The 22,208-nt window shown below is 48.2% G+C and carries 27 protein-coding genes; 6 read left to right on the forward strand and 21 right to left on the reverse strand.

Features of this window, described 5'->3' with window-relative positions:
• Window positions 1-15 precede the first annotated feature (15 nt).
• The 8 genes from MKY97_RS24250 to MKY97_RS24285 all read right to left on the reverse strand — a co-directional run bounded on the left by MKY97_RS24250 (window position 16) and on the right by MKY97_RS24285 (window position 4,270).
• Window positions 16-399, reverse strand: a complete 384-nt coding sequence (locus MKY97_RS24250) for an ATPase (RefSeq protein WP_342552773.1) — start codon at window positions 397-399, stop codon at window positions 16-18.
• Window positions 400-560: 161 nt separating this feature from the next.
• Window positions 561-785 carry a sigmaY antisigma factor component gene (locus MKY97_RS24255; RefSeq protein WP_342552774.1) on the reverse strand — a complete coding sequence of 75 codons (225 nt, stop codon included), beginning with the start codon at window positions 783-785 and terminating at the stop codon, window positions 561-563.
• Window positions 778-1,116 carry a YxlC family protein gene (locus MKY97_RS24260; RefSeq protein ID WP_342552775.1) on the reverse strand — a complete coding sequence of 113 codons (339 nt, stop codon included), beginning with the start codon at window positions 1,114-1,116 and terminating at the stop codon, window positions 778-780. Before MKY97_RS24260 ends, MKY97_RS24255 begins: the two co-directional genes overlap by 8 nt.
• A gap of 1 nt (window position 1,117) precedes the next feature.
• A complete protein-coding gene (gene sigY / locus MKY97_RS24265) occupies window positions 1,118-1,645 on the reverse strand; it encodes an RNA polymerase sigma factor SigY (protein WP_342556444.1) in 528 nt (175 codons plus the stop codon).
• Window positions 1,646-1,766: 121 nt separating this feature from the next.
• The gene (locus tag MKY97_RS24270; RefSeq protein ID WP_342552776.1) at window positions 1,767-2,129 is read right to left on the reverse strand and encodes a hypothetical protein; all 363 of its coding nucleotides are present in this window, start codon (window positions 2,127-2,129) and stop codon (window positions 1,767-1,769) included.
• Window positions 2,130-2,445: 316 nt separating this feature from the next.
• Entirely contained in the window at window positions 2,446-3,078 is a 633-nt protein-coding gene (locus tag MKY97_RS24275; RefSeq protein ID WP_342552777.1) for an MBL fold metallo-hydrolase, read from the reverse strand.
• Between the two features lie 5 nt (window positions 3,079-3,083).
• Window positions 3,084-3,653, reverse strand: a complete 570-nt coding sequence (locus MKY97_RS24280) for a thioredoxin family protein (RefSeq protein WP_342552778.1) — start codon at window positions 3,651-3,653, stop codon at window positions 3,084-3,086.
• A complete protein-coding gene (locus MKY97_RS24285; protein WP_342552779.1) occupies window positions 3,653-4,270 on the reverse strand; it encodes a DedA family protein in 618 nt (205 codons plus the stop codon). The genes MKY97_RS24280 and MKY97_RS24285 overlap by 1 nt, the downstream gene beginning before the upstream one ends.
• A gap of 159 nt (window positions 4,271-4,429) precedes the next feature.
• Between MKY97_RS24285 and MKY97_RS24290 the strand changes: the two genes are divergently transcribed.
• Window positions 4,430-4,777 carry a dehydrogenase gene (locus tag MKY97_RS24290; protein WP_342552780.1) on the forward strand — a complete coding sequence of 116 codons (348 nt, stop codon included), beginning with the start codon at window positions 4,430-4,432 and terminating at the stop codon, window positions 4,775-4,777.
• 196 nt (window positions 4,778-4,973) lie between these two features.
• Here MKY97_RS24290 and MKY97_RS24295 read toward each other — a convergent pair whose 3' ends face one another.
• From MKY97_RS24295 to yyaC, 5 genes are all read right to left on the reverse strand, one after another.
• Window positions 4,974-7,631 carry an O-antigen ligase family protein gene (locus tag MKY97_RS24295; RefSeq protein WP_342552781.1) on the reverse strand — a complete coding sequence of 886 codons (2,658 nt, stop codon included), beginning with the start codon at window positions 7,629-7,631 and terminating at the stop codon, window positions 4,974-4,976.
• 447 nt (window positions 7,632-8,078) lie between these two features.
• On the reverse strand, window positions 8,079-9,320 hold the full coding sequence (locus tag MKY97_RS24300) for an SAM-dependent methyltransferase (protein ID WP_342552782.1): 1,242 nt from the start codon (window positions 9,318-9,320) through the stop codon (window positions 8,079-8,081).
• Window positions 9,321-9,457: 137 nt separating this feature from the next.
• The gene (locus tag MKY97_RS24305) at window positions 9,458-10,162 is read right to left on the reverse strand and encodes a DUF6483 family protein (protein ID WP_342552783.1); all 705 of its coding nucleotides are present in this window, start codon (window positions 10,160-10,162) and stop codon (window positions 9,458-9,460) included.
• Between the two features lie 280 nt (window positions 10,163-10,442).
• Complete coding sequence (locus MKY97_RS24310; protein WP_342552784.1) at window positions 10,443-11,234, reverse strand: alpha/beta hydrolase; 792 nt, start codon at window positions 11,232-11,234, stop codon at window positions 10,443-10,445.
• Between the two features lie 60 nt (window positions 11,235-11,294).
• Complete coding sequence (gene yyaC / locus MKY97_RS24315; RefSeq protein WP_342552785.1) at window positions 11,295-11,936, reverse strand: spore protease YyaC; 642 nt, start codon at window positions 11,934-11,936, stop codon at window positions 11,295-11,297.
• A 131-nt stretch (window positions 11,937-12,067) separates the two neighbouring features.
• Here yyaC and MKY97_RS24320 point away from each other — a divergent pair, with 131 nt between their 5' ends.
• Window positions 12,068-12,289, forward strand: a complete 222-nt coding sequence (locus MKY97_RS24320) for a DUF1128 domain-containing protein (RefSeq protein ID WP_342552786.1) — start codon at window positions 12,068-12,070, stop codon at window positions 12,287-12,289.
• 155 nt (window positions 12,290-12,444) lie between these two features.
• On the opposite strand, the gene MKY97_RS24325 is transcribed toward MKY97_RS24320, so the two are convergent.
• Together MKY97_RS24325 and MKY97_RS24330 are read right to left on the reverse strand one after the other, a co-directional pair.
• Window positions 12,445-13,182, reverse strand: coding sequence for a pirin family protein (locus tag MKY97_RS24325; RefSeq protein ID WP_342552787.1), 738 nt, complete (start codon window positions 13,180-13,182; stop codon window positions 12,445-12,447).
• Window positions 13,183-13,319: 137 nt separating this feature from the next.
• Window positions 13,320-14,339: an asparaginase gene (locus MKY97_RS24330; RefSeq protein WP_342552788.1), complete on the reverse strand. Its 1,020-nt coding sequence runs from the start codon at window positions 14,337-14,339 to the stop codon at window positions 13,320-13,322.
• 389 nt (window positions 14,340-14,728) lie between these two features.
• Here MKY97_RS24330 and MKY97_RS24335 point away from each other — a divergent pair, with 389 nt between their 5' ends.
• The 4 genes from MKY97_RS24335 (at window position 14,729) to MKY97_RS24350 (ending at window position 16,740) form a co-directional block, all read left to right on the forward strand.
• Window positions 14,729-15,427, forward strand: coding sequence for a phosphatase PAP2 family protein (locus MKY97_RS24335; protein WP_342552789.1), 699 nt, complete (start codon window positions 14,729-14,731; stop codon window positions 15,425-15,427).
• 135 nt (window positions 15,428-15,562) lie between these two features.
• Window positions 15,563-15,820, forward strand: a complete 258-nt coding sequence (locus MKY97_RS24340; protein ID WP_293198004.1) for a GlsB/YeaQ/YmgE family stress response membrane protein — start codon at window positions 15,563-15,565, stop codon at window positions 15,818-15,820.
• A gap of 64 nt (window positions 15,821-15,884) precedes the next feature.
• Window positions 15,885-16,292, forward strand: coding sequence for a YtxH domain-containing protein (locus MKY97_RS24345; protein ID WP_342552790.1), 408 nt, complete (start codon window positions 15,885-15,887; stop codon window positions 16,290-16,292).
• Between the two features lie 82 nt (window positions 16,293-16,374).
• Window positions 16,375-16,740 (forward strand): DUF5665 domain-containing protein, encoded by a 366-nt coding sequence (locus MKY97_RS24350; RefSeq protein ID WP_342552791.1) that lies wholly within the window; start codon window positions 16,375-16,377, stop codon window positions 16,738-16,740.
• Window positions 16,741-16,781: 41 nt separating this feature from the next.
• Here the strand turns inward: MKY97_RS24350 and MKY97_RS24355 are convergent, their stop codons facing one another.
• The 6 genes from MKY97_RS24355 to MKY97_RS24380 form a co-directional block, all read right to left on the reverse strand.
• Entirely contained in the window at window positions 16,782-17,783 is a 1,002-nt protein-coding gene (locus MKY97_RS24355; protein ID WP_342552792.1) for a magnesium transporter CorA family protein, read from the reverse strand.
• A 131-nt stretch (window positions 17,784-17,914) separates the two neighbouring features.
• Window positions 17,915-18,688, reverse strand: coding sequence for a sigma-70 family RNA polymerase sigma factor (locus tag MKY97_RS24360; protein ID WP_342552793.1), 774 nt, complete (start codon window positions 18,686-18,688; stop codon window positions 17,915-17,917).
• Entirely contained in the window at window positions 18,685-19,137 is a 453-nt protein-coding gene (rsbW, locus tag MKY97_RS24365) for an anti-sigma B factor RsbW (RefSeq protein WP_342552794.1), read from the reverse strand. Before rsbW ends, MKY97_RS24360 begins: the two co-directional genes overlap by 4 nt.
• 18 nt (window positions 19,138-19,155) lie before the next feature.
• Window positions 19,156-19,494 carry an STAS domain-containing protein gene (locus tag MKY97_RS24370; RefSeq protein ID WP_342552795.1) on the reverse strand — a complete coding sequence of 113 codons (339 nt, stop codon included), beginning with the start codon at window positions 19,492-19,494 and terminating at the stop codon, window positions 19,156-19,158.
• An 86-nt stretch (window positions 19,495-19,580) separates the two neighbouring features.
• Window positions 19,581-21,257, reverse strand: a complete 1,677-nt coding sequence (locus tag MKY97_RS24375; RefSeq protein WP_342552796.1) for a response regulator — start codon at window positions 21,255-21,257, stop codon at window positions 19,581-19,583.
• Window positions 21,258-21,272: 15 nt separating this feature from the next.
• Window positions 21,273-22,145, reverse strand: a complete 873-nt coding sequence (locus tag MKY97_RS24380) for a protein-glutamate O-methyltransferase CheR (protein WP_342552797.1) — start codon at window positions 22,143-22,145, stop codon at window positions 21,273-21,275.
• Between the last annotated feature and the right edge of the window lie 63 nt (window positions 22,146-22,208).

The raw sequence follows: 22,208 nt of genomic DNA on the forward strand, positions 1-22,208 counted from the left end.
TGAACATTCTAATGTTTAAATCCATGCACGCAGATTAACCTGCTTTATAAAATCCGCCTGGGACATGACATCATTCGCGGTTTCCTCTTCTTCTTCCACAGCTTGAGGCTCACCATTCATCAATTGATGAAACAGTCTCTCATTATGTGTCGCAAGGGCGTAATCTATCAACGCTTCTCGCTCGACCCGCTCAGCTTCCTGCTTCAGCAGAACCTCTTCCAGATCGACGTCGCCGGATGGAACGAAAAAATTCCGATTAACCAGCGGCACTCGAAGCACGTAATCGAACGCATTGTCCGGATTCCGGTCATAAGCGATGATGTATCCATATTCCCCCACAGGAAGATTCTGCTCAAACGCATCCGCGACGATGACAACCTTCTCTCCTAATCGCAGCATCGTCTAACCTCCTGGTAGTCTATCATTATTATTTATTTGTATAGTCTACTAGAAAAGAATAGCGATGTCTAGGAATACTAGATTTAAACAACATATTTGTGCAAAATCTTTCTGAAGATATTCGCAACCGCAGCTGCTCGTTCCCATATCATCTGTTATGTTTACTTCCGCCTGTGTCGTTTACGGTCTGTACGAATCACAACCAACCAATAAATCATCAGAGGTCCGGGCACGCTGGTAATGCCCCACAATCCCCATAACCAAGGAAAGCGGCCGCGACTACGTGCATCTTGAAACATCCATGTGCCTTGAAACAAAAGCAGCAGCGCAAGCATCACCAGCATTACCGGATGAATTTCGCTCAATGAATAGTGAAGTTTATTCATGGCGCGCCGCCTCCTTCCGCTGCCGGATAAACCAGAACGCCGCTGCAATGAAGGCAATGATTGTACTCAGCACTTGTATCCCCAAGTATACGGCAGGAGAAGAAAGAAATAACAACACACCCAAAGTAATTACCATCAGTGCAGTGAGCCAGAAGAAAAGAATTTCAATTATATTGGTTCTGCGCTTCATACGTCTTTGCTCTCTGGCACGAGATTCAAGTGCTGCCAGCGAAGGAATATCTGCCGGTTCGCAGACATCGTCCAGCGCCTTCATAGACTGCTGCAATCGCTGTACCACTTCCTGCTCCGATGTATTATTCGGCCTGCTCATTCTATTCCAGCTCCTTTCTCAATTGGCGGAGGCCATAAGCTGTCCGTGACTTTGCTGTTCCGGCTGGAATGCCCAGCATCTCCCCGATTTCCTCGTATCCATACCCGTAATAATGTTTCAGCAGCACAGCAATGCGATGCTCAGGCGTAAGCCTCGTCATCGCATCCATCACATCCGTCCATTCCTCATTTCGACTTTCGAGCTGCCAGCGAAAACGGCGGATCGCCTGATGACGAATCAGCTCAAGCCAGTTCTGTTCTCTTTTCCTTCGCCTGGTTCGATCAATGTAAATCCGGGTTGCAATGGTGATCATCCATGAGGAAAACGCTGAACGACCATCATAACGCCGAATGTTTTCCATGCAGCGAACCATCGTATCCTGCACAATCTCTTCAGCGAGGTTAGGGTCCATCGTGACTTTAACCAAGTATTTATAAACAAACGAGTAATGGCGCTGCAATAAGGCCGCAAGTGCACTGTCGTCTCCCTCTGCCGCTCTTCGCACTTCCTCCAGTTCGGCTGTTTTCATCATGATGATCACCCACTTCCTGCTCAATCTTAAGGTTATACGACAGGCTCCGCCGAAACGTTCAATTGAGGATTCAATCTTTGTAAAAATAATTAAATGCATACGACAATTTCCCGGGCAATCAGACTCCATTTCGGTAATCCTGCAGTTTGTCGAACCACCGCTGGTTCCGGGCCCCGTTTTTCAACACACGGCTGTTCCACACATTTTGCCGCAGCCTGCGGGCTCTGTTCGCCATGTCCGTTTTTAAATCAACCAGTTCCAAATGATCTGCATTTTTATTTTGTAAAACTGACCCGCTTGAGTCAGTATGAGCTGAATCAGGGCTGCAAATATGAATCGGACTGGTATTCCATATGTAATCTTTCTGATAAGCTGTTTCCTTAATCATGGAACGTATGACGGAATGCAGTTCGATTCGTCGATCATCAAGACATGTATACTCCGGCAGCTGCTTCGGCTGAAACGTGTTTATTTTCTCCACATCGATCTCCCTCACTCTCGTTCACCTAGAATTAATCGTTCTCTTGTTCTGTAACTATTATGTAAACCTTCACTGTTATGTTCTTTCGCTGGCGCTGCTTATTTTGGGCCTTTATAATTACGATTTCTGCCGAAAAACGGCTGAAAACAAAAAAAGAACGCAAACCGGGTATGGACCACAGTCTGCGTGCTTCGCGAGTTTGGGTGTATCTATTCAACGCTTTAGTTAAGTGATGCCTTAACGCTTGTAACAACTAATTGCTATTCTAATGAAAAATCCGACACTTGTCCAGACTTAATTCACATATTCTGTCGAATCATATTGCCGGAACATAAGGGTTGTTTTGTTTCTCGTACCCTATTGTCGTTTTGGGACCGTGACCCGGATATACTTTAACCTCATCGGGGAACCGGTACAGCTTGTTCTGAATGGAATCCACCAAATCACGTTCACGTCCACCTGTCAGGTCTGTTCTACCTACGCCCATCCGGAATAGTACATCTCCAGCAAACAGATCATCCCCGCATAACAAACTTACACTGCCTGGAGAATGTCCAGGGGTATGGTACACCTGAAACGTATGACCAATCAGCTGCAGCTTCTGACCCTCATCCAGAGCAAATTCTGCCGGAGCGGCAGTGATCGGTGGTGTTACCTGCGGCCAATTCAATGATCCGTTCAGCTTGGCTGTAGTCAGCCAGTCACTTTCCAGATCATGCAAATATACAGGGCATCCCTTCAGCTTACGAATCTCTTCTACACCACCAATATGATCAAAATGAGCATGGGTCAGAAGAATCGCCTCGATCTCCAAATCCTGAATTGCTTTGAGCAGCGGGCCAGGGTTCATACCCGGATCAACAATAACAGCTTTACTCGGGTCCTCTCCCTGTAACAGGTAGGCGTTGGTTTGCAGCGGCCCGAGCGTAAATGTACGAATGTTCAGCATATGAATTACAGCCCCGAAATCAGTTCACGCAGTTCACGAATGATAACTGCATGAGACTCCGTTCCTTCACCGTAACGTTTCAGAATCTCTTTGCGTGCCTCTGCCATATTGTCCTGATAATCTGCAGCTTCACGGTCAGGATTAAGACGTTTGAACTCCACCATCACTTCTTGTACATGCTGCGGACGGGGTCCCCATTGACCAAGCACGTGTCCGCCTGTATCTGCAAAGATCACAATCGGCACCGAACGTCCGCCCATCGTAAGGAACTCATCCATTACTTCCGGGTGATTCTCCATAATCAGCACTTCCGTCGGGATGCCGGAAATTTCCAAAGCCTGAAATACAACCGGAATATTGCGAACGACATCACCACACCAATCCGCTGCCAAAATCAGCACACGAAGGTCGTCACGATGATTCAGACTCTCAAAAAATTCACGATCCTCTTCGCTTGCCCAGACAAAGCTGTCATAGTTCGATTGAAATTCGCTTTGATTTTTGGTCATACTTGCGATAAATTCCTTCGGAGGCAGGCCTTTTCCGAATTTGTGAGACAAGTTAGGTTTAGACATTACTTCACACTTCCTCTCTTTTTACGTACATTCATCCATTTAATAACAAAATAAATAATCATAAGAGCAAGCGCAACAAGCAGAATCGGTGTAATATACGGTGCCGCTTTCTCATCTACATGCTTCCACTGATCTCCGAGAATCATCCCTAAATATATAAACAATGCAGTCCAAGGTATAACAGCGAGTGTAGTGAGCAGAATGAATTTGCCTGTGTGCATTTTGGTGATGCCCGCAGGAATCGAAATCGCATGTCTTACGACCGGGATAAACCGCGCTGTAAAAATAACCCCCGTACCATACTTGCGAAACCATTCTTCGGAATGATCGATATGTTTTTTCTGGATCAGTATGTATTTACCGTATCGTTCAAGCACAGGTCTGCCGCCATAACGGCCGATCCAGTAAATAAACAGCTGAGCCAGCACCCCGCCTATTGTACCAAAAATCATCGCACCGAAGAAATTAATGTGATGCTGGGAAACGAGAAAACCGCCATATGCCAGCACAATTTCACTTGGAATGACTTCCAGCATTAATCCGAGCATGATGCCGAAGTATCCGAGACTTTGAATCCAGTCGAATAATTGGCTGACAATGTTATGAATAACGTCCATCTCAACCCTCTCTCTTTTTCCTTAATGACGGTGCCCTGCCGCACCATGGGAGTTCGTCCTTATTTTATCACAGGCCCCTGAACGTGGCTACTTGAGAGACAGGGACAGTATCCCGCAGCCGCTGATTCGCATATGGTATGGGGAGAGGAGCGTGAGCACATGTCATTCAAATCTGTACCCGGATCTCCCCCGGTCAAACATAAGCAATCCGGTCAAAACCTTCCTTCTGCCCGAGGCATTCGCCGTGCCTGCAGCAAGGAATTGTATCGTACAGCCAAAAGGCTGAAATTGTACATTTCGCCAGAACGCATGAAGCAGGCCGAGGAGCGATACTACGCCAAAGTCATCGGAAACCTGCTCTGGATTGGAGAAAACCGCAGCGACCGTAAAAAACTGTGCGAATGGTGGAATACCGAAGTCAGCGCAGAAATTGCGGCACTGTGGGATGTAGAGGTTGAATCCCTTAATGAAGCCTTCAAACATGCCTTTGGCGGTTATCGTCTGTAAAAAGAAGACCGGAACAGGCGGGCAGTGTTTTCCCTCGTCAGCCTGTTCAAAGCATATCTTGACCATGAATCGTAAAGGGAAAGCCAGAGACCATGGAACGTTACGTATCGGGAGTTATCACCGAATGATATCCCAAAACAAATGCAGCTCGGGCAGGTAAGCAGGTTCAAATACATACAGGGTCCAGCTCGCCATTTCAGTTCTGTGAATTGCAGCGAATGCACGATCTAATTGATTTGTAAGGCTTATTTTTGATTAAGGTACCTGCAGCAATGCTGCGCAGGTTCTCACCCGATAAGGCAGAAGAACTGTCCAGTTGGAAATGACGATCACTGCGTATATATTCCGCATTGACCTGTGCTGCCAGATTTTTATACTGCTCGTAGATCTGCGCCCCCACGGCAGCGGTCTGCTGCGCCTGCCGGGCTCTTCCATGGGAAATTTCATGCATCGCGATCTGTTCCATCTCGTGCACCGCCGCCCTATAAATTTCCTGCTCATAACGATTTAAGGAGATGGCTTTGATAAAATATGTCCCCGCCTGTTTCCCTTGGCCTGATTGTGATGCCCGTTTCCCAAGCTCCAAATAAAGATCAGGATCTTGCGGCGAATAGGACAAGCCGTTCAGTAAAATGGAATGAGCTTCTGCATAAGGCAGTGTTCGCGCAAAGGAAATCGCCAAATCAGGCCGGGCTGGATTCAAGTGATATGCTGATTTAAAATATTCGACACTTGTTGAAGTCTCCATTGGCTCCGCAATTGCTTGACGATACTGTATAGCTGCCCACATGTAATGCGCTGTAATCCAGACGGTCCCCCCAAGCCAGCATGCGAGCAGAAACGCCGCCGTATACCGCCTGATTGGGCGTGATGCAGGGCTGGAAAGAAGTTGGATACAGGGACGGATGTAAGTTTGAATGGAAGCATGGACAAGGACCAGCCTTAAACGGATTGCTTGTAAGGTAAGGTGGTACGAGTATCGCTTAGATTGCTGCAGCGCATTCACAGGCTGCGAAGCTGCATCATTGATCGAGCCTGCACAAGCTGTATCTACAAGAGACTTTGGAGCAGGAGCTGCAGCAGACACACTGCCATTAATGAACGCGTACGGGTAGAGTGCCGCTACCTCTGTTTCTCTTCTCAGCGCAGCGGCCCATGCCGTAAGCCAGATGAAAAGCATCCAGCTGAGCGCATAGCTCCAGTCGAAGTCCACAGCCCCATGCAGGGCAAAGACAAGTACAGCCGGCAGCAGGCGCGGTGCGAAGCGTCGCATGCTGTGCAGGGTGAAGAGCATCCACCCTGCAATCAGCGCGATGCCGAGCAGGCCCGTATCCAGGGCCAGGTCGAGCAGCCCGCTGTGAACCTCGCCGCCGACATACGGCGAGGACTGAATGGCGCGGAACATGCTGCGCCATGTGTTTCCCCCGTGGCCGAGCCATGCGGCCTCGGTCCACAGCTGCAGGGCATCCCGCCACATCTGCAGGCGGGATGCCCCTGTGCCGACACCCGCCGCGAAGCGATCGGCGGTGGAGGCTGCGGCCATAAGTGCAGCGGCGATGCACGCCAGCACGGTAGTCGCCAAGGCAGCGGCGCGGCCAGCACGGGCGCGGCTGTGCCAGAGACGGCACAGCAGCAGCGTGCCGAGCAGCGCAGCTGCCCATGCCCCGGCCAGTGCCAGCAGGCCGGGCACAGGTGCAGGCGCCAGCTGGGCAGCAGCCAGCTGGCGGTACAGCCAGGCCGCGCATGCCAGGGGCGCGGCCAAGGCCAGCAGCAGCGGCAGGCGGGCACCGCGCCGCTGCAGAGCCAAGGCGGCGGCCGCGGCACAGCCGGCCGCAAGCCAAGCGCCGCGCGACTCGCTCAGCAGGAGCGCGGCTTGCGCGGGCATAAGCGGCAGCACCGCCGCGATGAGCCGGCGTGCCGGGACCGCCCGGCCGGCCAGCACACCCGCGGCTGCCGTCAGCCGCTCCAATGCGTACATGCAGGCGACGGCACCGTACGCATTGGGGTACTGCAGCAATCCGCCGAGCCGAGCGCCGGCGGAGCTGATCTCCGGGTCCGCTGTGCGCATGATCCCGTAAGGCAGCGGCATCACACCGCACACGGCAAGAATACCGCTCAGCACAAGCAGGCCGCCTGCCAGCTGCCAGCCCAAGGCAATCCACCGCACACCATTCCTGCTCGCTGCCAGCAGCGCAGCGAGCAGGGCAAACATCGCAAGCAGGCTCCAGCGCAGCATTTCATCGATGCTGCCCTGCGTACTTACCGAGCCGGCCAAGGCATGTACCGCATAACACATCATGACTACCAAAGGAAATAACACCTGGATAAATTGCGGATTTTCCGGCCTCATGAATTCTAAGCGTATCATGTCCATGCCGGCAGGCTGTGTTTCCAGCATTCCCTCTATGTACATTACCAGCGAAATGCTCACGATGACCGCGGTCATCAAAATAACGGGGTATACATCAGCCGAAAAGAATAACCCTCTACGCAAACATCCTGCGAGCAATACAACCAAGGTGCCCATACCTAAGACTGCCGTCCAATTGGATCGGTTCATATCTGTCCTGCTTTTCTTTTCCTTCGTCCTGCTCCAGCGGCTGGATGTATCTGATACCCGTCCTGTGACCCATAGGCTGTGTGGACCGGCTGTATCGTTATATGTATTGCAGTCATGTGCCAAATAGCACCCGTATTCCGGTAATTCATCCAACCGTCCGGGTTGACATGAGCGGCCTGCCAAACCTCTGCCTTCTGCCTGACCACCATTCTGATAAAACAGTTCCTGCTGACCTGCGCCCCCTCTGCTGCTATCTTTTTTTGCTTCTTCATTCACTTTCTCTTTTTCCTCCACTCCACACCTCCTCCTTTCTTCATCAAAAACAATAAAAAAGACAGAAAGACCCTCATTACGGGTCCTTCTGTCTTTTTTCAGCTGAGCTGGCACTGTGAATTATGCTCCACAGTACCAGCCGATGCTGATTGTCCTCTGACTGATTCAGGCATACACAGATCACATTCAAGATATTCACATTTAACAGCATTAAATAACTCGGCACCAACGCATTGGATATTCCAGATACACATTTTTACTTATGCGTTGACCTGTCACTCATGAATTAATGATACATCATTTCATTAATTCTCTGTTTTTGATCTGGCATCGAGTTAAACGACCCTTTTACCAGCATGTCCTTTTCCTCACATTTGCAGACCACTTATGCGGTAGATGCTTCGACTTCTCGTTTTACTACTCAATCTTTATCAACCTTTGCTCATCGATCACATTCCCAATACAAGATCAGTGGAGGCTGCACTTGGCAGATCGCTCCAAGTTTTCCCTGTCTACTTTTCCTCCGGACTTGCTTCCCTCAACCGGAAGCAGGTCTGCACAGGCGCGCTCCAAATAAGGATCGGCATGGATGAAATCGCGGAATGCAGTGTATTCATCCCACATCTCACTCACTTGACCCGCCTGACCACGTACGGCGCGAATCAAAATGTTTTTAGGTGTATTCTCCAAGTCAATAAATTCGAGCAGCTGTGTCTTATATCCCATTAAATCGAGCAGTTTGGCGCGAATCGCATCTGTTGCCAGTGCCGAGAAACGTTCTTTCAGAATGCCGTGGGACAGCAGCGGATTCATTACCGAAGATTCAACCTGGTCATACAGCTCATGCTGACAGCAAGGCACCGAAAGAATAACGGAAGCCCCCCAGCGCACAGCTTTCTCCAGAGCCGCATCTGTAGCGGTATCACAAGCATGGAGAGTAACCACCATATCCACTTCATTCAGTTCATCATAATCCGCAATGTCACCCACGAGAAATTTCAGATCACCATAGTGCAGACGTCTAGCCAGATCATTACAGCGTTCAATGACATCAGCCTTTAAATCAAGACCGATAATCTTGAGCGAACGACGCTGCTGTACAGACAAATAATGATAGAGGGCAAAGGTCAGATAGGACTTGCCGCAGCCAAAATCGACGATGGTCAGCGGACGCCCTTCTGGCAGGTGAGGAATAACATCCTGCACCATCTCAAGGAAACGGTTAATCTGCCTGAACTTATCATACTTGCGCGCAAGTACACGTCCCTCTTCATTCATAATTCCGAGTTCAACGAGGAAGGAAACGGGAACGCCTTCTTCCAGCACATACTGCTTTTTACGATTGTGGGAAAGGTCCACCGCTGTTTTGGATGGGGATTTGGTCAGAATTGACACTTTATATTTTTTGCTGATCAAAATTTGATAATCTGCCTCTGTCGTACAGAGCAGCCCTTGACGAAACGTCTCTTCACATAACAAAGTCATGCGCGCCATCGCTTCAGCCGGGGTCAAGTTTTCATGCAGCACTTTATTCGCATAATGAAAAGCAAACTGATAATGAAGCTGATTTTTCAGCGTTACCGGCTTCACCTGCACTTTGGTAAACGAGACATTGTCCCGTCTGCGCAGCTGACTCCAGGTCGCCGTAATCAGCGAGTTCTGTTCAAAAACATCTTGTATAAGCTTTCGCAACGAATCCACGGGGTACATCTCACTTTCGGTTTGGTTTGGTCACACGTTACCATACCATAATTTTGTGTCCGCTCCAAGTGAGGGACCTGCTCTCCATATGTGTTGTAAGTCCACGTTCCATACTTCAGCCTGAATCCAGAAAACGTTCTCTGCTGCTAACGTCTCGTTTCCGAAACTTTAATCTGAGCCAGCCCCTCTTCAACCTCAGCTCGCGGCAGGCCGCCCCGTTCAAGCTGATCATCCGTAAGTTCGATCAGCCTCTGATAAAATGCTCTGGCATCATCCTCATACTGCACCGGATACTCCGGGCCAAGATGCAGCAATCGGTACCAGCTGTTCTCAGCTGCATCGTATCGTCCCTGATGCTCCCGGTACAGTGCAAGCTGCTTTTCCGTTCGGGCAGGAAGCTCATATCCCTGAATTTGTTCCATCACTTCCTCTACACGTTCAGGTGCCTGCAGCAGCTGCGGATTAGCCCCATGATTCAATGCATACAGGTAAAAATGTGAAGCTCGCATTAAACGGACAAGCGCAGCATCCTCTGCCTCCATTTTCTCCTCATCATCTATGCCTTCAACTCTGGCCTTCTCCTGGTGAATATAAGCCTCTTCTTCAATAAGTCTTGCCGCCTGCTGCAGATTGTCCACCTCAATGACTCCCCGAAAGCGGAACATTTCGATGACATCCTCTGCGGGCAGCGAGTTCAGCAACGAGAGATTCATGCCAAATTGTCTGCGCATCAGTTCGTCCAGTTCAGACAAAGCTTCCGTATGTTTACGCTGCTGTCTGAGTGTAAAGGCTTTGCCGATCGCCTCTGTCATTTCCTCCATCATTCGGAGCAGATAATCCTTCCTGAACATTGCTGTGCCCCCTCATTTCTTTATCATCTTCCAACCTTTTTCTTCCGCCTGACTATACGTTTTATTTTAATTCATGCCGTAAAAAAAAGCGAAAATCCGGCTAACTCCAAGCCGGGCAGCAAACAAATCAAAAACCCCTGCTTGTCCACATAGACATGCAGGGGTCTTCATATGCAAACGATGGTCCGTTGTCATCTACCAGACACTCGCTCAATTCAACAGAAAGTCCTATACGGTCGTCTTTTTCATTTCCATTTTCCAAACGTTCTCTCAGTTCATCTTAATCAGTCAAACCTGCCATAAACTGCTTAATCACCTGAATCAGCTCTTCCGGTGCTTCATACATGCTCATATGCCCTGCACCTGCAATCGTGGCCTGCACAATATGAGGCTTATCACTTGTAAAAGTGCGCTCCGGCGGAATCAAACCGTCCTTTTCTCCTGCCACGAGCAGCACAGGAAGCGGCGAAGCGGATAATACATCCCGGCGATCCGGGCGTTCGCGCATAGCCAGTGCAGCACCGACTGCTCCTTGAGGTGCAGTCTGGTAACCGATTTCCTTCACACGATTCAAGTGTGCAGACATGGATTCCACATGCTCCGGTGCGAACAAGCCCGGAACCAGCCCGTCCACAAAGTTCACAATACCTTCAGACTGAATGGTGGATACCGCACGCAGGCGTTTCTCCTTCGCCTCATCACCGTCTGGGAACGCCGTTGAATGAATCAAACCAAACGCATTCAGACGCTCCGGATGATGCTGTGCGATCGAAAGTGCAATATAACCGCCCATGGAGTGTCCGAGAATAACCGCTTTTTCCACACCGATTTCATCCATTAGCTGCAGGACATCATTGCCCATCTGTTCAATCGTATAACTGCCAACCGGTGCATCCGTTTTGCCGTGTCCACGCAGATCGGGCACGATACAACGATAACCGCGTGCCAATTCCGGCACCACTTCATCCCAATAAGATGAACTGCCGCAGTATCCATGGAGCAGCACGAGTGCTTCCCCTTTCCCCTGCTCGGCATAACAAATCGTCGTTCCATCACACATCACTTTTTCCATATTAATCCCTCTCTCTGCGCGAATGTAATATTTCAGGTTGTATATTATTAAGCAATCAACTCACAAATGAAACGTTTGTCGTGCACTCCGGGCCTCAGATATGGAATCGGCAATCGTTTGGGCCATGTTCATAACAAGGTACAGAGAAGTCATCTGCAAAATCGAATACGGCCTTGGTCCATTAGCATTAACTACTGCGGCTAAGCTGTACTGCCCGACCGGCGGCAGCTTGCCACCAACGGATTCGGCCGGACGAAGCGGCGCTCCGGATACATAATATGTCCCGGCAGCATCTTTCGGGCCCAAACAGGCATCTATTGCAATAATGGTATGCTGTGCCGGAATATGTGCCAACCTCTTTTCGAGCGTGTCTGCATCACATGGAGCAGCCAGTGTGCCAATTACATGGGGTAAACCCTGTTCTTCGAGCAGCGTACCCGTCATGGGTCCGAGTGCATCTCCGGTCGAACGGTCTGTACCGATACAGAGAAACGTAATCTCGTCGAGATTATGCCGCTGGAAGATGTCCTTGAAAAAAAGAACAAGCTGATCTCTATGTACACCTTTACGCATGCCTCGACTCTGCTGCCGGACCAGCTCTCGTTTGTATAAGGTCAAGCTGAATTCCCTCCTGTTATAAACGGATACGATGGACAGCTCCGGCATGATCTTCTCATGCCAGTCGTTCAGTTCTATTCCCATATTGTAACCGATGCTCCGTCCCCCCGCAAAATCATTGGCTTGTCTCCTTCCACTCATGCTACAATAACAGGAGTTTCTCTTATGAAAAGCGAACAAACCATCCCTGGAAGATGGAAAGGATGAAGTAAACGATGGATTTAACACAAGCAACAGCAGCTAATATGGAATATATGATAGAAGCCATCAAGACCAAACTGCGGATGGCCAGTGGTGCCGCTATGCAGGCTTCAGCATTCCCACTTGAGAAATATGAGGATCTGCAGGATTTGTATGAGATGGTCATGAGTAAAGAGCATCTGAGTATCTCGGAAGTGGAAGCCGTTGCTTCTGAACTTGGCAGACTGCGCAAATAGGCCATCATTCGTAAACCTCTGCCTTCACATCTGGCAGAAACACAAACTAAAGGGACCTGTTATACATCCGTATGTTGATGTATAACAGGTCCCTTTTTTACAGCCTGTTCGGCTGTGCTAACGGATCAATACAACGCTCTGATGCAGTGCTCCTGTCAAGGTAGATCAATAAGTACAAATTCTGCGGGCTCGCTGCCTGCGCTTGTCATTTGCAGGTCACAGCTTTTGCGGATTCGAGCCGCATCTCCGGGCTTGAGATTAAAATGGCCATCGGAGCACTGAATCTCGAGATGACCGCTAATAAGGAACAAATGTGTACGCCGCTCCTCATGCTGCGGATACATTAACTTCTTGCCCGACTCCAGTTTGGACAGATAACAGGTTACGTCCTGCGCAATACGCAGCGAACCCTCTTCTGAAATTTCATCCGGCTGATCTGACACCCCTGATACAATTGGACAAAGTCGATTCAGCGGTGCAGACTCTTCTATTTTACGATAGGCATAAGACGGTTTAAGCATTCGCTGGGAAGGCAGAAACCACATCTGCAGAAAGCGTACAGGTTCATCCGTGTCCGGATTCGTTTCGGAATGCTCCACACCTGTCCCAGCGCTCATCACTTGAACCGTCCCCGCTTTCAGCAGCTGTTCCGTGCCCATACTATCTGTATGCTTAAGCGTACCTGATATTACGTAACTGACGATTTCAAGATCGTGATGGGGATGTTTTTTAAAGCCTTCCTGCGGCATCAGTGTGTTGTCATTATGGGCTAACAGACAACCAAAATGGGCATTGCTTGGATCCTCGTAATCTGCAAAGGAAAAGCTGAATTCACTGTGTATCCAACCTCGATCCGACGTGTGCCTTTCTTCCGATGTCACTACTTTAATCATATACATCCACCTCCAGAGGATTGGAACTGCCTCATGGGCAGTAATCCATGCGTGTTAAAATTAAGTTAAGGTCAATACCAGTTGGTATGTGATCTTTACCCGGGGTCCGGTCATTCTAATCACGCTCATTCCAAAGGTTACACGCTATCTTTTAATGAGTGGAGTACAAATTCACTTTCCATTTCCCCTACGAGAGTCCCAGCGTCGTTACGGATAGCTGCCGGGAATACTTCAGCCAACCTCGCAGCGGTTTTGGAGTTGGAATAACCGATTTGCTTCAATATCGATTGTGTAATGGAGGCCCATTCTTCTTCGGAACCATCCAGTACTTTAAACGTGATGCCCAGTCTCTCTTTTTTCAGCGCAAAACCAAATACACCCTTGAATCCACCTTTGGCAACGATGTTATCGTCCTCCAGCAGCACCGAATCTACCCGATTCAACCCACCGACCATCAGAGGGTGCGCATTCATAGCTGAAGTAATCGTTTCTACAGCGGTACGTGTAGGGCCATCAGCGATAAGATCGGGACAAGCCAGCTTCAGGTATGCACTCGCGAGTGCAGACAACGGCAGTGAAAATACCGGAAAGCCGCAGCCATCCGTCCCGAGTTGAATCTCTTTTTCTTCAATGCCTGCGAGGCCTGCCAGCGTTTCAAGAATTTCCCGCTGCACGGGATGATCCGGCTCGGCATAGCTGTTTAAATCAAACTGTTTCATCTGACTGTACCCTAGAATTCCGAGATGTTTGCCTGAACAGTTATGCAGTATGCGGCGTTTTTCTCCTTGTGCACGAATCCAGGAATTGCGGCTCTCTTCATTAAGTGGGTAGCTTGGTGCACAGATCAGACATTCCTCGCCAAGTCCGATTTTACGGGCTAAATGTTCCAGCACTCGGATATGCTCGGGTTCTGAGCGATGTGACGAGGCCATGATGGCAATTTCCTGTGCTTCAAGGTTATAGTGACGGTCGATTCCAGCCCGAATACCCGGGATCGCCTGAAATGGTTTGGCAGATGAACGTGTAAAAGTTCTGAAATGGGGATCACCAGCCGAATATACAACCCGTCCATGCTCATCTGTAATACATATGTGTCCGTAATGGGCGCATTCCATCACGCCTGCACGGTATTCTTTAACTAATAAAGCACTCTCCATGCGTGTTTCTCTCCTTCATATTTCCAAATTCATGACTATACAAGTTGAATTCAAGATTTTACACAGTCCACTCCGAAGACAGAATAACCTGGAGAGTAGCGCTTATCCTCAGATTTTTTGAATTCCTTTTCCGAAGGGAAAAATCCGGTGATAAAGGCGAGCGCTTCGCTTTTTCAGGTTTTTTCTGTCCTCTCCGTTAAAGTGTAAAAGCAGTATTCAACTTAATATATAATTCAGTTCATCTCTGCTTTGCTTCACGGCGCCGCATGGGATATCCTCATTAGTATAGTACAAAATCGACGGTTTTACAGTTTTTTCGACAGTCGTTTCGGGTAAAGCTTTATCAGCATTACCGAAGAACTACACTTGTATAGAAGGAGATAAGTTATATGCTGCGCAGCTCTCAACATCTTTCATCTGAACCGCCACATATCATCCCTTTGCAATTTCTGCTGAAATATACCCTTATTGCTGCACTGCTCAGCGCATCCATTGTATTGTTGTTAGCCGGTGCAGGAGCCTGGGTTGGCCTGGATCGCCTGATTCAGCTGGATAATCAGGTACAGCAAATCTTCTACCTGCATTCCCAATCACGTCTCTCTCTGCTTCCTTATACTTCTTTCATCACAGCTATAGGTTCATTCAAAATATCAGTACTCGCGGCAGCCGGCTTTGCACTGTTATGCTTCGCAAGGCGCCGTCACAGAACAAATGTATATGGCTGTGTAATCAGCATAAGCTTTGGCATGATGTGGGTACTGAACACCCTATTGAAGGAAATTTTCAGACGGAGCAGACCGGAACTGGATCACCTTCTCGTTGTGCATGGCTACAGTTATCCCAGCGGTCATGCCATGATTTCAATGGGATTCTACGGCATGCTTTTTGTCGTCTGGGCCTTGGAATGGAGAGACAAAGATTTAGCTCTTAGGTGGATTCCTGTTTTTTGCGGCATTACATTTATTTTGTTGATCGGTCTTAGTCGAATCATGCTCGGAGTCCATTATCCTACTGATGTGATTGCCGGATTTGCTGCCGGATCCGTCTGGATTTTATGCTGGATTCAGGGGATGAAACGTTTCCTTTAATGTTCATCTGTCTCCTGTTTCCAGTTTATTCATCGGGCAGATAGTTGTTTCACCGAGATGCACGGCGTTTATATACGAAGTAAGCAAACGCGAACAGACAACATCCTGCATCAAGTTGAAAAGGAGGCGGTTGTTATGTGGGGCATTATTATCAGCATTGTCATGGCGGTCATTATTGGTCTGATCGGAGATGCACTTGCCGGTCATAACATGCCGGGCGGTGTGATTGGTGCTATGATTGCCGGATTTGCCGGAGCCTGGCTGGGGGCACTTTTGCTTGGTAACTGGGGACCGGTTATCGGTAACTTTGCAGTCATCCCCGCCATCATTGGTACAGCGCTCTTTGTTTTCTTGCTGGGGCTTGTGTCCAGACTGCTAAGACAGGCTGCCTGATTCGGGTTAGATGGTGTTCGTTGTTTCGTAAATTGTTTTTAATTTGAATAAGGAGTGATTAGACATGAATAAAGCAGAAGAGCAATATCCTGTACAAACTGGTTCTACTTTCGCCAAAGGCATTTTCATCGGAGGTCTGCTGGGTGCTGCAGCTGCCCTGCTGTTTGCCCCGAAACCAGGACGCGAACTGCGTGGTGACCTGTCCGAGAAGGTGGGCATGGTAACTGACCGTACCAAAGAAGTGGCAACTGTTGTTGGAGATAAAGCTTCTGAACTTGCCAAAACGGTGTCATCCAAAACATCCGATCTGGCAAGAACGGTAAACCAAGGCCGTAATGAGGTTATGGATTCCGTGAGAAAAGCGTCTGCTGACGTTGCTGAGGAAGCAACCCGTGCATCTGACGAAGTAGCTGCCGCTTCCGCAGAAGCGAAAGAAGATGCACGTAAAGAACTGAACTCGACCAGCCTGTAAAGGCTGAAGGGATCAAGCAATGAATAGCCAGCTGCATTCAGCTGGCTATTTTTTATCCAGAGCGAACGGAGGAATCGTCATTATGAGTAAAGTCACGATCAATGGGAATACCCCGGTAACAGGGGGAACACCTGCACAGCAGTACGATACTAGTGAACATCCATTCGAACTGCGGCACGAGGTCAAACGGCTGAATACGCGGCTCGATCAGATTGCTGATAGTCTGGAGAGAGCACAAATCAAAGACATCATTGAAAATTACAGCAGTGCAAAAAAACGAATTATCACCAACTTCACTGCGGGTATGGCACGCGGACTCGGATTGACCGTCGGTACGTTTGTTGTACTTGGTTTGCTTGCCTTTATCCTTAGTCAATTCGTCAATATGCCCATTGTGGGCCAATATATTGCTGATTTGCTCGGCTACATCGAGGATTACAAAAAATAAAAAGAGGAGCCGCTGGTCTATGACTACCGCGGTCCATCCTCTTATCTGTCCCGGTTTCCCGGAGCGGAAGACTGGGCAGATTTTACTTTCAGCAAATCTCCCGTCCAACCTTTCATCATCATCCATATATACATGCTGATCATGCTGCAGATGATCAGTGCGATAACCAGTACTACTCCCCATGTTTTGTCTATCAGGGGTAAATTTTCGAAATTCATCCCCCAGATCGCACCAGCAGCTGTAGCCGGCGTGAATACGGAAGTTACTATCGTTAGAGTTTTCATAATTTCATTGCCGCGCACACCGGATATCGCATTGTCTATTGAGATCAAGGTATCAATCTCTTTTTCATAATGCTGGAACAAACACTCCATCCGCTCAACACGATACCGAAGCTGCTGATAGAAACGATTCTCTGTAATTTCCTGAAGGTAAGCCTCCCGGGAAGCCGCCATTAATTCGGAATAAGGAATAAACAGATTGCTCCAGTACAGCAATTCGAACCGTGCGGCCATAATCTGATCCATCAATGTACGTGCATTGCGGGTCTCCATTCTTCGCTCCAGATCCCGCAAATTCATCTCAAAATGATCCATGCCGACATGATAGTAATGCAGAATTGCCCGAAAGAGCACAAACATGCCTTCTCTGGCCTGCGTACACTGCCGCAGCATCTGCTTACGTTCGCCCGATTTCATAATCTCCCTTGTATTCTCATCGAGATTGAGCGTAACCATATGATGTTGATCTACATAAAAATACATCTGATTCCCTTTGCGTGTATCTTCTCTCTCATTTTTTACGGCATATAAGAAAGAACCAAAAATAACGGGTTCCGTTCCATTCATGTAACGCACGGACAAATAGTTGGATTCAACCTCCGGAATTTTGCGGAGCCAATACTCCATATCTGGAAATGCTTCCGTCAGATCTTTCAGCGCATGGTCCATACTGCTGGAATCCGGAGCTGCCCAATCCCACCACTGCCACTGTTCGGCGTAGGATAACTGATCACGCCTAGCTTCCAGTTTGACTTGATCCACTATACATCCCCCTGTCGAATTTTTCTTCTGCCCTGGGCTTACTCCATTAAATTCAAAAAGGACACGTATGCAGTCCAGTGCAATACCGTGTCCTCGTCAAGCCGTATTCGGGCAGCAATAAGAATGATTTATCATAGCATAGAAGCGTTGGACATAATTTGCTTCAGTTTCTCCGTAGCCCGTTTCTGAATTCGGGATACACTCATTTGGGAGACACCCAGCTTCTGCGCAATGGCTCGCTGCGACTGCCCGTCCTGGAACGCTAAAATAAGTACTTTCTGCTCTTGTTCCTTGAGCTGTCCTAATGCCTGCTGCAGATCCATCCGTTTTTCAACCGAATCAAAGTCATTTACATCCGCGCTGATCAGTTCACCGAGTGTCGCTGCACTGTCATCCTGAGATAAAGGAGAATCCAGAGAAACATAGTGATAACACTCACGGCCGGCCAGAACCTCAATCGTCTCCTCGGGTGTAAGATCGAGATATTCAGCAATCTCGTTAACCCCGGGTGAACGTTCCAGCTTCACCGTCAGCTCATCAATGGCATGCTGTACTAATGCCCCTTTTTCCTTGATTCTTCTCGGCACTTGAATGTACCATGACTTATCCCGAAGATAATTTTTCATGTGACCGATCATACTCTTCATTGCATACGGTTCAAATGGAATCCCCAGATTGATATCGTATTGCTTCAGCAATCGGATCAAGGCCATTTGGCCCGTTTGATACAGATCCTCGTATAAATCGGGTCGATTCCGGGCAATTTTACCCGCGGCCATCTTGACCATCGGTTCGTACTTGCGGATAAGAACTGTGGCGATTTCGTTGTCCTGTGTTTGCTGATATTCCCAGATCAAACCAATCGCTTCAGACATGGACTCTGGGGGAGTCACTTTTTCATTCATACTTTCTCCTCACTTTTTGCAAGACGTTTTACGAGTACTACTTTCGTACCTTTGCCCGTCTCACTCTCCACACTGACATCGTCCATCAAGGCTTGCATGAGATAGAACCCAAGTCCGCCGATCTGAGCGTCTGTCAGTTCCTTGTCATGAAGGCCGGAACGCGATACAGCAGGATTCACATTCTCGAAGCTGGCACCCTCGTCTTTGACAGTAATTGCAAGTGCATCACCATCTACTTCAAATACCACTTCAACCATACCGCCTTCATGAGAGTAGGCATACAATACGGAGTTGTTACAGGCTTCCGACACAGCAACCTTCATATCCTCAATGTCCTCATATGAGAATCCCATTTTGGACGCAACACCATATAGATTAAGTCTTACAATATCCACATATTCAGCTGTCGCCGGTAAATTAAGAGTAATTCTTTGGACTTCTGCATTCATTCCTTTTTCGATCCTTTCCTATTGGGAATTCTTCTGTGTAACAAAGAATTTGGCTATACCCGTCATATCAAAAAGTTTCTGAATTTGCGCAGGAACTTCCTGTACTTCAAAGCGAGCTTCCATTCCATGTCTGGCCTTGAGAACAGATAACAGGATACCAATCCCTGTGCTATCAATGTACTTGAGATCTTTCATGTTAATAATCAGATCCTGATCCTTGTTGTCCACGAGCGGTTCCATTACCAAACGGAAGTCAGGAGCAACCGACAAATCCAGTTCGCCAGTCAGATACACTGTGCATACACCGTCTTGTGTCTCGGTTCTTGCATTGAATTTCTCATTTTTATTTGTATTCATTAGACATCTCTCTCCTGATCAATGGTTTCCTTACTTATAACCCAACTTATGCTCAAGTGAAACAGGAAACATAACTGGCAAAATATTCAATTCGCTTGATTCATTGCTGAAGCACCCGGATTGACGACTTGACGTTTCTTCTGAAAATGAGCAAGCTTCTGTTTGACACTGCCCATCTTCACGGGCTTGCTGATATAATCATCCATGCCTGCTGCCGTACAGCGCTGCTGAATACCCTCCATCACGTTAGCCGTCATCGCAATAATGATGGGCTGCTGCTTCTGGGGAACACTCTCCCGTATACGTTTTGTACATTCCAGACCGTCCATGACCGGCATCTGCAAATCCATAAATATAAAATCATATGGCGACGGGCTTTCCATCACCATCTCAAGTGCTTTCTGACCATCTTCTGCAATATCTGAAAGCAGCCCCAGCTTATGCAGCATAATTGACATCAGCTTCTGGTTGATCGGATGGTCATCCACAATTAGCACGGTCGGATGCTTATCCTTTTTTTCCAAATCCGTTAGCTTTTCTTCGCCAATACCCTGCACTAATTCTTTTTCTACATAACGCTTCGCCTGTATGGTGAACACGAAGGTAGCTCCCCGCTTCTCCGATGTATCCAGATGAATATGGCCGCCCATCATTTCAACCAGCGTTTTGCAAATAGCCAGCCCCAGGCCTGTTCCGCCATATTTACGAGTCATCGACGTGTCAAGCTGGGAGAACGGCTGGAACAGGCGATCCACTTTGTCAGGCGCGATGCCTATTCCTGTATCCTTCACTGCAAACTCCAGAGACATGTTATCATCCTGCTCTTCGTTCACGGATACAATGAGATATACACCGCCATGATCTGTAAACTTCACCGCATTGGCGATCAAATTAAGCAGCACCTGCCGAAGCCTTGCCATATCCCCATAGATTAATTCAGGCACGGAGTCTTCAAGAAAGTAATCCAGTTCCAGGTTTTTTTTACCTGCCTCTGCAGCGAACAAACCCAGCACTTCCCGTATGCAGGAAACCAGTTCAAATGGATGCTCTTCCAGCTCCATTTTGCCAGACTCCATCTTCGTAAAATCAAGAATATCATTGATCACTGCAACCAGTGCGTCGGCGCTGCGGCGCACGATATCCACATATTCCTTCTGATCTTCTCTCAGCTCGGTCTCCATCAGCAGGTCAACCATACCGATCACCCCGTTCATAGGTGTACGGATCTCATGGCTCATCATGGCCAGAAACTCGGTTTTGGCGTTAGCCGCAATCTCGGCTTCTTCTTTGGCCTGCACAAGCTGCTGATTCATCTTCTCCAGTTCCTGCGTCTTCTGATGAAGCAGCATGGTCTGTGTCTTGAGTCTTTTGTTCGAAATAAACATCTCCACAAAACCCTCGATTTTGGACTTCAAAATCTGAGGAATAAACGGTTTGACCATATAATCAATAGCTCCCGCAGAATAACCGGCAAACAAGTGCTCCGCCTCTCTGCTGTTTGCCGAGATGAAGATAATCGGTACATCCTTGGATTTGTCACGTGCCTTGATTAATTTCGCTGTCTCAATTCCGTCCATACCAGGCATCTGCACATCAAGCACAATGACCGCAAATTCGTCTTTAAGCAAACAACGGAGTGCCTCTTCTCCGGAATTTGCTTTGACGAGTTTGTACTGTTCTGATTCCAGAACCGCTTCGAGCGCAAGCAGGTTCTCAGGGCGGTCATCTACCAGTAATATGTGGATTGGTTCATTGAGCCCCATAGCTAGCCTAACCCCCTATTTGATCTTCCGGTATATTTTTTCGGTCCGGTCTAACGGCTCATAAGCATCGCTGTATTCTGTAAAATGAATGGATTCTTTCGATCCCAGAACAAGGATGCCGAAGTGGCTCAAGCTCTCATGAAACAGCCCGTGCACATGGTTCCGCAGCTCATCATTGAAATAAATCATCACGTTGCGGCAAAAAATAACGTTAAATTCATTAAATGACCGGTCTGTTGCCAAGTTATGCTCGGCAAAAATAATATTTTTCTGAAGAAACGGGTGAAATATAACGGAATTATATTTTGCTGTATAGTATTCGGAGAAGGCTTTTGTGCCCCCTGCCTCCAGATAGTTTGTTGTAAACAACTTCATTTTCTCAATACCGTATACGCCTTCCTTAGCCTGCTGCAGTGAACGGTCATTCATGTCCGTTGCGTAGATTCGCGCCTTATCGTAAAGGCCTTCCTCATGCAGCATAATCGCCATGGAATACACTTCTTCCCCCGTAGAGCAGCCTGCATGCCATATCCGGATATACGGATAGGTTCTCAGGATTGGGATAATCTTTTCCCGGAACATGCGGAAAAGCGATGGGTCGCGAAACATTTCCGTTACAGGAATGGACAAATTCTGTACAAACCGTTCAAATGACGAACGGTTGTGCAGCACTTTTTCCTGCAGCCCGGATATGCTTTTCACACCTTCTGCATGCGCATAGTGCCATATTCTACGTCTTAGTGAAGGCAGCGCATAATTTCTGAAGTCATACCCATACAAACGATGCATTCCCTCCAGAAGCAATTCAATCTCGATCAGTTCACGCTCTTCATCCTGCGGTATACGGACCGTATCTGCCCCCATCTCGTTAGGTTCCCACGGTGTCATAACTTCTCTCCACTTCATCATTGGTTACTTGCGTATTCGTTATTGTCCTTCATTACCCAAAGA

It is taken from the genome of Paenibacillus sp. FSL R7-0652 (genome assembly GCF_038595045.1).
Lineage (GTDB): Bacteria > Bacillota > Bacilli > Paenibacillales > Paenibacillaceae > Paenibacillus.